Source organism: Mycoplana dimorpha (genome assembly GCF_003046475.1).
In the GTDB taxonomy this organism is placed as follows: Bacteria; Pseudomonadota; Alphaproteobacteria; order Rhizobiales; family Rhizobiaceae; genus Mycoplana; species Mycoplana dimorpha.
Genome location: NZ_PZZZ01000005.1, coordinates 303,862 through 316,990, shown reverse-complemented (window position 1 = coordinate 316,990; position 13,129 = coordinate 303,862). Strand labels below are relative to the sequence as shown.

Genomic DNA, 13,129 nt, shown 5'->3' with positions numbered 1-13,129 from the left:
GCGTCCGGAACCATTCTTCGAAGGCAGACGCAAGCGGGCTCGGCTGATCGGGGATGAAGGTCACAACCGTGCCGCTCGGGGCCCCATCTGCCGAATGCTGCCCGTCCGATTTCGGCCCTCATCCTGCCGGAACGAATCGTTTCCGCCCAAGCTGACGCCAGGGCTGTTTGGGGGTGGTTTCCTGCCCGTCCCGTTCAGGAACCCTCTCAGGTGGGGCCCCAGTTGGACTGCGGCACGCCCTCCCTCATACGGGGCGCTTCTCCGCTGGCCTTCACCGCTGGATCTTTGCTAGATCGGCCTTCAAATTTTCAACGTTGACCCGAAAGAACCAGCACGGCAGCGACCGTGACAGGCTTTCATTCTTGCGACCAAGGTAGCGAAGATGAACAAGCCTTTTGTTTCGTTGCGTCCGGAAATCACTCGGACACACGCACTGATCCTGATGGACTGGTTGGAAGATGAACGCGTCACTCGCTACCTGAGCGATTCCCGCGGTGTGTCTCGATTCATCGCACAGGCCGTCGACCGAGCGCAAATGCCGATCCTGACGCATCTGTTCAATCAGGGCGGCCGCTTCTTTATGGCTTACGACCGAAACGACATCCCGGTCGGCTTCGTCCGTCTGGTCAAGACAGGCGCTGAGTGTGAAATCGTCTTGGTCATCGGAGACCATGACAACTGGGGGCGCGGGCTCGGCGCCAGCACCATCCGCGAAGGTTTGAAGCTCGCCTTCCTCGACATGCGTGCCGAGAGCGTCATCGCCAAAATTCACCCGAACAATACGCGCTCGCTAAAGGGTTTTGAACGCTGCGGTTTTCTTCTCAAACTCGAAACACCAACGCTCAATTCCCTGTTCATGACCTCTGGCCGCTATCTCCAGCTCCTGCGCGAAGGCGCCATGGCAAAATCCACCGACATCTACGTCACGGAGATCGACAAGGCACGGCTCCAGAGCCTGATTGAGTTCGAGCAAGGGGCGGCAATTGTCGAGCTTGAACACGAGATCGAGAGAGCCATTGTCGTTGATCCTCAGCACGTCGCGCGCGATGTCGTGACCATGAACTCCAGGGTCGTGCTGCAACTTGACGATGAACAAACGGAAGTGGGTCTTGTCTATCCGCAAGACGCCGACGAACGCTCTGGCAAGCTATCGGTGCTCTCCGACGTCGGCGCCGCGATCCTGGGCTATCAGGAAGGCGATGCCATCGACTGGAGGGTTACAGATCGTACGCGACGTATTCGGATCGAAAGGGTACTCTACCAACCGGAGTCGGCCGGCGATTTTCATCTCTAGAGGCGCTGTGGCAACCCTGCTTGTCGAGGTCGTCAGCAGCCTGACAACAAGGAGAGGCGGGGCTTCGGCGGACCCATCGACCGAATGTTGTCCTTCTGGAATTGGCCGCAGCGGTCATTTGTTCGTGGCTGAAGCAGCAGCTGCTTTGCCACCCCATCTCAGACGATCAAGCTCGAACTTGATCGCGGGTTGGGTATCTCTGGCGGGAGGGTGACGGTCGGCGAACTGACGCTGAGCCGTGTGGCGTCTGCCTGCGGCCGTATGCGGACCTTTTACACCTCCAACTAAAATCCCGGTGAATATCATCCTTCGATCGGTGCGATATTCGAGGATAACGGGTATAGTTCGCGTATTTCAATCGAGGCTTGATTCTGATGCCGGCCCTGTCCGCTGTCGAATGGGATATCGTCGATGCCCGTGTTAGGGCCGCGATGGAGCGCCATGCCACAAGAGAACATTCCTTTGGATTTCTCTGTCTTGTGCTGGAGCAATATTTTCCGGACCGAGCCTCAGATTTTCCCGAGATGATCGTGGACGGCGGCAATGATCTCGGCGTCGACGCAATCGAAGTTCTTGAGCGCGACGAGAGGGCTGAGGTATTCATTTTCCAGTCTAAACATCGCACGTCGCTGAAGTCCACCGACAGGACGATCAATGACAGCGAGGCCTTGAAGATAGCATCCTTCTTGCATGCGGTGTTCGACAAGGAACAGCGTCTCCTTGAGACCGGAAATCTGCAGTTGACCGAAGCGGTGGCCAGGATCTGGAGGCTCCACGAACGCGGTGTTGTCTGTCGTTACCAGGTGGTATTCTGCACGAACGGACAAGGTCTATCGGCGTCTGCCGAAACGATATTGGAAAGCGCTCTGAAGACGCTCTATTCAGTTCACTACGAGGTCTATGGCCCGGCAGAAATGATCCGTGACATCGGAGCGTCGGGGCGCGAGTCCGAGGTGGGATACCTCCAGGTCATTGGAAAAGAAGCCTTTGAACGCAGCGACGGAGACATCAGGGGCGTCATTGCATCTGTAGATGCGGGCTCATTCGTGGACCTGATTCGGACCGGCGATGGCAAGTCGATCAAGCGTCACCTGTTCGATGAAAATCTCCGCATCTTCCTCGGTGCCAATGGCGGCTACAACGGCAACATCATCCAGACAGCAATATCCGATGACAGCCACCTGTTCTGGTACCTAAATAACGGAATCACCATAACCTGTAAGGAATACGCCTATAACAAAGGGCATTCGAATCCGAAGATCAGGATCGAAGACTTCCAGATAGTAAACGGCGCACAGACCTCTCATTCACTGCTCGAAGCTTACAAGCGCGCTCCGGAAGCGTTTGAAAACGTTGTTCTGCTGGTGAGAGTGTACGCCACGAACCGAGAGGACATTACTGTGAGAGTTGCAGTCGCAACGAATAGCCAAGCCCGCATTCAATCCAGGGACCTCCGCGCGAACCACCCCGCGTTGAAAAAACTCGAGATCGGCTTCCACGACCATGGATATTACTTCGAGCGCAAAAGAAATATGCACTCGGACCGCGATCCCAAGAAGCGAATTGATGCACTTAAACTCGGGCAAATCCTACTATCGTTTCAAATGATGGAGCCGGATAGGGCGAAGGCGGATTCAGACACCATTTTCGGCGAGCGTTTCCATCAAATTTTCCACGAGCACTACCGCGTCGACGATCTCTGTCGAATGGTGGAACTCTACCGGATAATCGAAGAGTTGCGAGATACCTACGTTGCCAGACAGCGAGACGCCATCGAGCCGACCGGGGAGAGTCAGTACCTCGTTTATGGTCACTGGTTCGTGCTCTACGCGGCGAAATTGATCCTCACTCAGAAAGCCATGCCTTTACCCGCAGGCGCAGACGCTAAAAAATTGGTTCTCGAAGCGATCGCGCTCGTGGCGAGAGCGTGCGCCAACGTGAAGAGCACTGCGCAATACCAGTTGTTTCGAAGTTCAAAGACAAAGGCGCGGATTATATCGGAAATCGAAGGACGCCAAATGAGCCTATTCGATCTGAACCAAGTTTAACACAGTCATAGTAATTGGCTTGCTCAAACCATACACCTCCGGGTACATCAACTCCGCTTCCCCCAACAAAATCAACACCCCCGCCCCTCCGCCATCCCCGCCCGGCAAAGCCGTGCCATACTCTCCCCGTTCCGCCGCGGATGCACCGCGAGGCGTCGTGGCGAGGCGGGACCGGCGCTGTGTGCGAGGGAGGGACGCGTGCCCTCGCATGACGGGGTCCGCAGAAAGGCCCTCCTCTGGACACGGCGGGGAAACCCGAGTTTCGCTCCGGACGCGCCCGGGTGGCGCACAGGCCCGTCCTTCCGAAAAGTGGGGCGGGAGCAGAAGGGCGAAGTTGCGGGCAGAAACCGCCGAACGGGGCGCTGAGAGGTGCCACACATACAACACTCGATGAGGCAGCTTTCAGCGCCCCGTCCGACATCGATTGCCGCATGACACGGGCGCCCGGCGCCGCGTGAACGCGCCGCCGTTGGCTCACGGGAAGACAGGCGGCACGACGGAAAGCCAAGACGTCCGGGGCGTTCCGGGGCGTTCAGGGGCGGTTCAGGGCCTGACCAGCACCGTCACCATCATCAGCGCGATCGCGCCGACCGCGATCTTCCAGAAATCCCGCCGGCGCCGCAGGCCCGGCAGCCCGAGCGGGCGCAGCAGGTGGAGCAGCATGGCGAGGAGCAGCAGAAGCGGCAGGACTTTCGACATCATTTGTTTTCCTTTTTCGCTTCCTGTCACAAGGCGGACATTTTTCCAAGCCGAGGGTCGTTTCGCGGCGGCGCGAATCCGGGCCCGGATCTTTCCGACTTCGGCTTGGGTTATCGTCCGCGCATGGCATAGTTGATTTCGGTTGCGACCACAGGGATATCCGATGCGAAAAAACCTTCTCTCCGTCTTCTCGCTCCTGCTCGGCACCCTGTTCCTCTTCCTCGGCAATGGCCTGCACGGCCTGCTCCTGCCGGTGCGCGGCTCGCTCGAGGGCTACGCCACCACGATCCTCGGCCTGCTCGGCACCTCCTGGGCGACCGGCTTCGTGCTCGGCTGCCTTTTGGCGCCGAAGATCGTCAAGCGCATCGGCCATGTGCGCGCCTTCTCCGGCTTCGCCTCGCTGATCGCCATCATCGCGCTTCTGACCGGCATCCTGGTCGATCCGGTCTGGTGGGTGGCCTTGCGCGCCGTCACCGGCTTTTCGATTGCCGGCACCTCGATGATCATCGAGAGCTGGCTGAACGAGCGGGCGACGAACGAGAGCCGCGGCGCGATCTTCTCGCTCTACATCGCCATCACCCTGTTCGGCGTCGTCGGCGGCCAGATGATGGTGCCGCTCGGCGATGTCGGCACGCCGATCCTGTTCATGGTCGCCGGCATCCTCTACTGCCTCGCCATGCTGCCGACGACGCTGTCGACCGCCGCCTCGCCGCAGCCCTTGAAGCAGGTGAGGCTCGACATCCCGGCGCTGTTCCGCACCTCGCCGGTCGCCTGCGTCGGCATCGTGCTGATCGGCATCGCCAACGGCGCCTTCGGTACGCTCGGCGCGGTGTTCGGCACCGAGGCCGGCCTGTCGGCCCGCACGGTGGCGCTGATGATGAGCGTGACGATCTTTGCCGGCGCGGTCATGCAGCTGCCGGCCGGCCGCATCTCCGACCGGGTCGACCGCCGCTACGTGCTCGCGGCGCTGTCGGCGCTTGCCGGCTTAGCCGGGCTGCTGATGGTGCTGATGCAGCCGGGCTCGGTCATGCTGCTGCTGCTCGTCATCGCCGTCTATGGCGCGGCGGCCAACGCGCTCTATCCGATCGCCGTCAGCCACGCCAACGACTTCGCCCACCCGGAGGATTTCGTGAAGGTGTCCGGCGGGCTGCTGCTGCTCTACGGGATCGGCACGATCATCGGCCCGACGGTCGGCGGTCCGGTCATGTCGGCGACCGGGCCGCACGGCCTGTTCCTCGTCACCTTCGCCGCCCACGCCGCCATCGCCCTCTATGCGATTTTCCGCAGCCGCCGCCGCGCCGCCCTTCCCGCCGCCGCGCGCGAGGCCTATACCAATCCCGGCACGCTGACGACGCCGGAAAGCCTCCGCCTTTCGCCGCGCGCCGGCCAGCACGGCCATGACCCGGGGGCCCATGGGACGGAGGACGGAAAATGAGCATGTCGGACGACGACCGGCCGGTCAGGAAGGTGGCGCACGAGATCGGCTGCGACCTGTCGCTGCTGTCGGTGGACGAACTGGCAGCGCGCATCGCCCTCTTGCAGGCGGAAATCGGCCGGCTCGAGGCGGAAAGGGCCCGCAAGGGCGAAAGCCGCTCGGCGGCCGATAAGCTGTTCCGCTGATGCGGCCTGCGAGGGCTTCGGGCCGCCGGGCCGTTACGGTTAACCGGCCGTTAAGCATCATCGGCTATTAATCGCCTGTCCGGAGTTTTCCGGGCTCAGACATTTTCGCCGCTTGGGGAATGGGTCTGATTTTCTCCCTGTTTTACCTTGAGAGCCGCCTCACCGCGGCTCTTCTTTTGTCGCTCCCCCGCCGCCGCGACATCGTAAAGAATTGTGGAGATTAACCTTTCATTAAGATCAGGCTTGTGCGGAATCGGCTAAGGCTGCATTCTGCCTGCACGAAATGGCGGGGCGGAACACTTCCCGCAAGTTCGGGTTACCCTCAGTAGTAATTGCGTTTAACAGGATGCTGGGACCATGTCGGAAAGAGGATTGAACACCGTCAGCTTCGCTGGCCACGTCGCTACCTCGTCGCAGTTCAAGAACCTGTACGCCGAGGGCATGGGCCTGGTCGAGGAGACGGCCAGCTATCTCGACGGCCCCGGCCGCCAGGCCGCCAAGGTGCTGCCGCGCATGGCCTCCGTGCTCTACGCCGCCGAATCGATGCGGCTGACCACCCGGCTGATGCAGATGGCCTCGTGGCTGCTGCTGCAGCGCGCCGTCAACAACGGCGAGATGACCCGCGACCAGGTGCTGTCGGAAAAGAGCAAGGTGCGCCTCGACGGCTTCAACGTCGACCGCAGCGCCCCCGGCTGGAACGACCTGCCGGAAGCCTTCCGCGATCTCGTCGAGCGGTCACTGCGCCTGCAGAACCGCATTGCCGTGCTCGACCGCGAGGTCTATCGCCCGCAGGAGAGCCAGGCCTTCGTGCCCGACAACCAGAACAGCGTCCAGGCGCAGCTGCACCTGCTGCACACCGTCTTTGGCGGCAACTGACCGCCGTCGCTCAAGGAATCCCGCATCGACCCGGCCCCGCGCCGGGTTTTTTGTTTGGCGCCCTCCTCCGCCCCGGATGAGCCCCAGATGAGCACCGGTGCGGGTACGACGACGTCAAAAACGCCAAGCAAGATCAGCGCGCGCCGATGCCCGGTCAGGCCGGGCAATCGAGGCAACAAAAAAGCCCGGGAAAACCCGGGCTTTTCACAAAATCGCTGCAGCAGCGGCTTACAGGCCGAGGCCTTCGAAGCGCTTCTTGAACTTGGAGACGCGGCCGGCGCGGTCCATGAGCTGCTGGTTGCCGCCGGTCCAGGCCGGGTGGGACTTCGGGTCGATCTCGAGGTTCATCACGGCGCCTTCGGTGCCCCAGGTCGAGCGGGTCTCGTACTCGGTGCCGTCGGTCATGACGACCTTGATCATGTGGTAGTCGGGATGGATATCAGCCTTCATGACAATCTTCCTGCTGTTCCGGAGACCATTTGTCGCAAGCGGTTGCGACAGCCGGGCCAAAGACGTAAATGAAGCCGCGACCGTTCGGGCCAGCGGCTTCCCAATTCGATGGCGAGCCTATACATGAAGGCCGCCGCGATAACAAGAGCCGAAAGACACTTCGTGCCGCAACGGGCCGGGAATGAGGTAGACGTGAGCCAACATGATCAAGCCGGTGCGGCGCGCGCCCGCGACCGCAAGTCCCTCCGGCCGCTCGCCGTCCTGTTTCCCTACCTTGCCCGCTATCGCGGCCTGGTCGCCGGCGCGCTGGTTGCCCTCGTCGCTGCCGCCGTCACCACGCTGGCGCTGCCGATGGCCGTCCGTCGCATGATCGATCACGGCTTCTCGCAATCGGACGCCGGGTTCATCGATACCTATTTCATCATGCTCGCGGCGCTCGCGCTCCTGCTGGCGCTGGCGAGCGCGCTTCGCTACTTCTTCGTCATCACGCTCGGTGAGCGCATCGTCTCCGACCTGCGCCGCGCGGTGTTCGACCACGTCACCCGCCTGTCGCCGGCCTTCTTCGACCAGAACCAGTCCGGCGAGATCGTCTCGCGGCTGACCGCCGACACCACGCAGATCAAATCCGCCGTCGGCGCGACCGCCTCGGTGGCGCTGCGCAACCTGATCCTCTGCCTCGGCGCGATCGCCATGATGATCTATACGAGCCCGAAGCTGTCCAGCCTTGTGCTCGCCGCCATCCCGATCATCGTCTTTCCGCTCGTCGCCTTCGGCCGCTCCGTGCGCCGCCGCTCGCGGCAGGCGCAGGACACGCTGGCGACCGCCTCGGCCTATGCCGGCGAGGCGATCGGGGCGGTCCGCACCGTGCAGTCGTTCAACGCCGAGCAGGCCGCCCGGGCCCACTTCGGCGGCGACGTGGAGGCCGCCTTCGGCGCCGCCCGCTCGGCCATTCTCGCCCGCTCCTTCCTGACCGGGTTCGCCATCGCCATGGTGTTCGGCAGCGTCGTGGCCGTGCTGTGGTTCGGCGCCCAGGCCGTGCTCTCCGGCACCCTTTCGGCGGGCACGCTCGGCCAGTTCCTGCTCTATTCGGTGTTCGCCGCAGGCAGCCTCGGCTCGCTGTCGGAGGTCTGGGGGGAGCTGTCGCAGGCAGCCGGCGCCGCCGAGCGGCTGACGGAACTTCTGGACGAGAAGCCGGCGATCGTCGCGCCGACCAACCCGGTGGCGCTGCCGACCCCGGCCCGCGGCGCGCTCGAATTCTCCGACGTCCACTTCTGCTATCCGTCCCGGCCCGGCTATCGCAGCCTGAACGGCCTGACCTTCTCGATCAGGCCGGGCGAGACCGTCGCCGTCGTTGGCCCGTCAGGGGCCGGCAAGAGCACGATCCTGTCGCTGATCCTGCGCTTCTACGATCCGGTGAGCGGCGCGGTGAAGCTCGACGGCGTCGACCTGCGCGCTGCTGATCCCGAAGCGATCCGCAGCCGCATCGCCATCGTGCCGCAGGACGTGACGATCTTCGCCTCTTCCGTTGCCGACAACATCGCCTTCGGCATGCCGGGCGCCACGCGCGAGCAGATCCGCGCCGCCGCCAAGGCCGCGCAGGCGGAAGAATTCATCGACAGGCTCGACAAGGGCTTCGACACGATGGTCGGCGAGCGCGGCGTGACGCTGTCGGGCGGCCAGCGCCAGCGCATCGCCATCGCCCGCGCCATCCTCAAGGACGCCCCGCTGCTGCTGCTCGACGAGGCCACCTCGGCGCTCGACGCCGAAAGCGAGAAGCTGGTGCAGAAGGCGCTGGACGGGCTGATGGGTCATCGCACCTCGATCGTCATCGCCCACCGGCTGGCGACGGTGCTGAAGGCCGACCGCATCCTCGTCATGGACCACGGCCGCATCGTCGAGGAAGGCACCCACCAGTCGCTGGTCCGCCAGGGCGGCCTCTACGCCAGGCTCGCCCGCCTGCAGTTCGACGACGGCGCCGAGGAAGTGGCGACCGCGGCGCGGTAGCCGGCCCAAGCCTCAACCTACGCCCCCTCATCCGGCCCTGCGGGCCACCTTCTCCCCGGTGGGGAGAAGCGGGAGTACGTGAACCCCGTTCGTCGAGACCCGCCCGCGTCTGTTCGTATCGCCACCGATTGGTCTATGCTCGCTGCAAGCGATATGACGGCGAGTGATCGATGGCAGACAATTGGATTCAGACGGATGAGACGGAGGATGTTGCGGGATCGATCCGCCAAGTTATACGCCTCGCTCAGTTTGTGGAGAAGGATCCCCAAGCATGGAAGTGGGTGGTGATAGCGTTGCATTCTGCGCTGCAGGGCGCGTGCGTATGCCATCTCACTACGACTGCGGCACCGGTGGGTGCTGTCACCGAGCGCAATGCGGGCGAATGGCTGGCCTATTTTGAGGACCAGCGCACCAATCCGAATGCAATACCGCCCAAGACCCATTTAATGGGGCTTCCAGACTTGCTTAAAGCCGTGAGAAAACCTTATTCGGCAGGGGATCGCAGCAATGCTGCTGGTGTTGCGATAAGCGAGTCTGAGCTGAATTGGTTGCGCGGCTTTCACAAGAATATTCGGAACCAATTCGTGCATTTCGAGCCGATGGGCTGGTCAATCGAGGTGTCAGGAATTCCTGAGATTGCGAAGTTGATAGCGCGCGTCATCGGGGAGATTCTCCGAATTGGTTGGGCTTTCCGCCATCAGGATTCTTTGCAGCGTAAAGAAATGCAGCGAAGTCTTCAGGCCTTGGCCTTGATCGAATGGCCTACCTAGTCGCAGAACACTGCCATTTAAGCGGGGAAAGAGCGTCGATGTCTGTGGAACGCGCCTTCAACCTTTTTGTTTATTTTGATGAGGGCGTAGCTCGGCAATATGGCGCTCGCCATCACCGTCTAGCGGGCAGTACCGAGGCTAAACTAAAACACTTGCTGGCCAACGTTGAGACCGACCACACAAACGCCAAGCGTTTTGATTTTGAAAGGACCTTCACCCCGGATGAGTGGGTTGCGGCGCAACGCTTTAGCGAAGTAACTCACTATTTCGAGGAGGCATTCTGTCACTATAGAGCACCTCGTAATGTAATTTATTGCGTTACGCCAGTTGTCGACGGCGTGCCCACTGTAGATCAACAGGTTTCTCCCAGCCCGTTTCGCGGCGATGCCGTGACGCAGATCGAAGGGCGTGGATCAGTTCCAGACTATTTGGTAAAGTACGTGCGGGATAATGTATTCTACTTGGCAGAACTACTCAATGACGACTATTTCAAAGCTATCAAATTACTTTTCAACGCAGGGCACCATGTATCATCGGCAAAATTACTTATGTCGTGTATCGATACGCTCGCTTTTGTGGAACATGGCGACGGCCGCGGCAATTTCACCGACTGGCTCGACACATATGTGGACCTCAAGCCAATCGGAATCAGCGCCGTTGAGGTCTGGGAATTTCGAAACTCGATTCTCCACATGACCAACCTCTCATCGCGACAGGTCCTCGCTGGAAAGGTGTCTTCCATAGCGCCTTACATTGGAAGGACCCCGTTAATGCCACGATTAGACCCGCGTATGCCCAAGCCGTTCAACCTCTATCTATTGATGTTGGCCGTTGCCGACGGTGCGGCAAAATGGGCGCAGACTTATGTCGATACAGAGAAAATGATGAAGTTCATTGAGCGGTACGACACAACGATCTCAGATGGGCGCATGGCAAAATGGTCGACGGATTAGGTTTCCTCACAATTTCTGCCTGACGAGCCTCAGTTCCAATGGTGGCCTGTCCGCCAATAGTACCAAATTAGCCGGTCACCAAATGTCTGCTTTTTCGAACTGATGCGTCAGAAGTCCGCTTCCCACCACTTCCACGATGTTCGTCGTTGCCGAGGACAATGACAGCTCCCGGGCCGGAAGCGGACGTTGGTAGCATTTGCTACGAAATTCCGGACAAGAGCTACCGGTGCTAGGCGCCCCCTCCCACAGCCGGAACACCGGTCCGCCCCTTACTTCTCCGTCAGCTTCAGCTCGATGCGGCGGTTGGTGGCGCGGGCCTGGTCGGTGTCGCCGGGGGCGAGCGGCTGGTACTCGCCGAAGCCGGCGGCGACCAGGCGGTCGGCGGGCACGCCCTTCGAGATCAGGAACTTGACCACCGAGGTGGCGCGCGCCGAGGAGAGCTCCCAGTTGTCGGCGTAGCGCCCAAACCCGGAGAGCGGCACGTTGTCGGTGTGGCCGTCGACGCGCAGCACCCAGTTGATCTCCGGCGGGATCTCCTTGGCGAGATCGAGCACGGCGGAGGCGAGCTTGGCCATTTCCGCCTGCCCGTCCGGATTGAGTTCGCTGCCGCCGGAGGGGAAGAGCACCTCTGACTGGAACACGAAACGGTCGCCGACGATGCGGATGTTCTCACGGTCGGAGAGGATTTCCCGCAAGCGGCCAAAGAAGTCGGAGCGATAGCGGTTCAGCTCCTGCACGCGCTGGGCGAGCGCGACGTTCAGCCGGCGGCCGAGGTCGGCGATCTTCGCCTGCGAGGCCTGGTCCTTGGCCTCGGAGGCCTGCAGCGCCCCCTCGACGGCGGCGATCTGGCTGCGGAGTGCGGCGATCTGTTGGTTCAACAGCTCGATCTGGCTGAGGGCGCGGGCGCTCACCTGCTTTTCGGCGTCGAGCGTTTCGGTGAGGGTGGCGACGCGGGCGTTGGCGGCGTCGGAGGCGCCGCTGCCCTGGCTCAGCATCTGCTGCAGGCGCGACCGCTCCCCTTCCGATTCGGCGAGCGAGGCCTGGAGATTGGCCAGGGTGTCCTCGAGGTCCTGCTTGCCGCTCTTTTCCAGCGCCAGCAGCTGCGTCAGCTCGTTGACCTGGCTCGTCAGCCGGTCAAGGACCTCGTCCTTGCCGGTGATCTCGCGGCTCATGAAGAACTGCGCGACGACAAAGACGCAGAGCAGGAACATGATGGAGAGCAAGAGCGTCGACAGCGCGTCGACGAAGCCCGGCCAGTAGTCGACGACCCGTTGCGAACGGCGATTGCGGGCGAGCGCCATCGATCACTCGCCCCCGGCCTGGTCGCGAAGGCGCGGGCGATCATCGGCCCGCTCGGAGGACCGGTCGCCGCCAAGATCGGCGGTGCGCGCCGCCAGCTTGTCGAGGGTCTTGCGCAGCGCCTTGGCTTCGTCCTGCTGCGACTCGATCCAGTCGCGCAGCATCTGCTGCTCGTTGCGCATGTTCTTGACGAGGCCCTGGATGCCTTCGGCGAGGCTCGCCATGGCTGCCGAGGAGCGGCTGTGGCCGCCTTCCTGCGACAGCTTCAGGATCTGTTCGGCGAGCGCCCGGATGTCCACCGCCTCGCCGCCATTGGCGGATGCCGCCGGCGCGAGTTCGGACGACACGTCGGTCACTGAGGTCAGCCAGTTCTCCAGCTCGGTGTAGAAGCGGTTCTGCGCCCTGCCCGCCTGCAGGTCGAGGAAGCCGAGGATCAGCGAGCCGGACAGGCCGAACAGCGAGGTGGAGAACGCCGTACCCATGCCCGACAGCGGCGCGGAGAGACCTTCCTTCAGGGCGGTGAGCACGTCGTTTGCCGACCCCGCCCCGGCGTCGAGCGACTGGATGACGGTGGTGATCGAGCCGATCGTGCCGAGCAGGCCCCAGAAGGTGCCGAGTAGGCCGAGGAAGACCAGCAGCCCGATGAGGTAGCGCGAGGTGTCGCGCGATTCGTCGAGCCGGGTGGCGATCGAATCGAGGATCGAGCGCAGCGCCGTCGTCGAGATCGCGAAGGAATGATGCTTGCCGATCAGCGCGCGCATCGGCGCCAGCAGCACCGGATTGCGCCCGACCTTCTCGGCGCTGCCGGCCGCCCGGTAGGAATTGAACCAGCGCACCTCCGGCCGCAGCGACAGCACGTGGCTGAACACCAAGAGGATGCCGATCGCCAGCACGCCGAGGATGAGGCCGTTGAGGCCGGGATTGCTGACGAAGGCCGCGTGCGCCTGGCGGAACAGGATGGCGGCCACGAACCCGACGATGATCAGGAAGATCACCATGGTCCAGAAGAACGGCATCGGACTTGAGAGCTTGTGGGGATAGTCCTCCCCGGTTTCGGCCGGCTCTTCCCAACCCGACAGCGCCAGCTTTGTCATAATCCGCGCATCTCCTGCTTTC

12 protein-coding genes are annotated in these 13,129 nt (G+C 62.2%); 8 read left to right on the top strand and 4 right to left on the bottom strand.

Annotated elements, in window-relative coordinates; genetic code table 11:
- Positions 1-382 precede the first annotated feature (382 nt).
- Both C7449_RS14340 and C7449_RS14335 read left to right on the top strand, forming a co-directional pair.
- Positions 383-1,294: a bifunctional GNAT family N-acetyltransferase/nucleoside diphosphate kinase regulator gene (locus C7449_RS14340; RefSeq protein WP_108003497.1), complete on the top strand. Its 912-nt coding sequence runs from the start codon at positions 383-385 to the stop codon at positions 1,292-1,294.
- 374 nt (positions 1,295-1,668) lie between these two features.
- Positions 1,669-3,342, top strand: coding sequence for an AIPR family protein (locus C7449_RS14335; RefSeq protein ID WP_108003661.1), 1,674 nt, complete (start codon positions 1,669-1,671; stop codon positions 3,340-3,342).
- A 543-nt stretch (positions 3,343-3,885) separates the two neighbouring features.
- Here the strand turns inward: C7449_RS14335 and C7449_RS21815 are convergent.
- A complete protein-coding gene (locus tag C7449_RS21815) occupies positions 3,886-4,044 on the bottom strand; it encodes a hypothetical protein (protein WP_170115877.1) in 159 nt (52 codons plus the stop codon).
- A gap of 160 nt (positions 4,045-4,204) precedes the next feature.
- On the opposite strand from C7449_RS21815, the gene C7449_RS14330 reads away from it, so the two are divergent.
- From C7449_RS14330 to rcdA, 3 genes are all read left to right on the top strand, one after another.
- Positions 4,205-5,476 carry an MFS transporter gene (locus C7449_RS14330; protein ID WP_108003494.1) on the top strand — a complete coding sequence of 424 codons (1,272 nt, stop codon included), beginning with the start codon at positions 4,205-4,207 and terminating at the stop codon, positions 5,474-5,476.
- A complete protein-coding gene (locus C7449_RS14325; protein ID WP_108003493.1) occupies positions 5,473-5,661 on the top strand; it encodes a DUF1192 domain-containing protein in 189 nt (62 codons plus the stop codon). The genes C7449_RS14330 and C7449_RS14325 overlap by 4 nt, the downstream gene beginning before the upstream one ends.
- Before the next feature lie 357 nt (positions 5,662-6,018).
- Positions 6,019-6,537 (top strand): protease adaptor protein RcdA, encoded by a 519-nt coding sequence (rcdA, locus tag C7449_RS14320; protein WP_108003491.1) that lies wholly within the window; start codon positions 6,019-6,021, stop codon positions 6,535-6,537.
- A gap of 228 nt (positions 6,538-6,765) precedes the next feature.
- Here the strand turns inward: rcdA and rpmE are convergent, their stop codons facing one another.
- Positions 6,766-6,987, bottom strand: coding sequence for a 50S ribosomal protein L31 (gene rpmE / locus C7449_RS14315; RefSeq protein ID WP_108003489.1), 222 nt, complete (start codon positions 6,985-6,987; stop codon positions 6,766-6,768).
- 192 nt (positions 6,988-7,179) lie between these two features.
- Between rpmE and C7449_RS14310 the strand changes: the two genes are divergently transcribed.
- From C7449_RS14310 to C7449_RS21580, 3 genes are all read left to right on the top strand, one after another.
- Complete coding sequence (locus C7449_RS14310; RefSeq protein WP_374828197.1) at positions 7,180-8,991, top strand: ABC transporter transmembrane domain-containing protein; 1,812 nt, start codon at positions 7,180-7,182, stop codon at positions 8,989-8,991.
- Between the two features lie 170 nt (positions 8,992-9,161).
- Positions 9,162-9,761 carry a hypothetical protein gene (locus C7449_RS14305; protein ID WP_108003485.1) on the top strand — a complete coding sequence of 200 codons (600 nt, stop codon included), beginning with the start codon at positions 9,162-9,164 and terminating at the stop codon, positions 9,759-9,761.
- 38 nt (positions 9,762-9,799) lie between these two features.
- Positions 9,800-10,714: a hypothetical protein gene (locus tag C7449_RS21580; RefSeq protein ID WP_146165088.1), complete on the top strand. Its 915-nt coding sequence runs from the start codon at positions 9,800-9,802 to the stop codon at positions 10,712-10,714.
- Positions 10,715-10,983: 269 nt separating this feature from the next.
- Here C7449_RS21580 and C7449_RS14295 read toward each other — a convergent pair whose 3' ends face one another.
- Complete coding sequence (locus C7449_RS14295; RefSeq protein ID WP_108003483.1) at positions 10,984-12,015, bottom strand: peptidoglycan -binding protein; 1,032 nt, start codon at positions 12,013-12,015, stop codon at positions 10,984-10,986.
- Positions 12,016-12,018: 3 nt separating this feature from the next.
- On the bottom strand, positions 12,019-13,107 hold the full coding sequence (locus C7449_RS14290) for a flagellar motor protein MotA (RefSeq protein WP_108003481.1): 1,089 nt from the start codon (positions 13,105-13,107) through the stop codon (positions 12,019-12,021).
- Positions 13,108-13,129 lie beyond the last annotated feature (22 nt).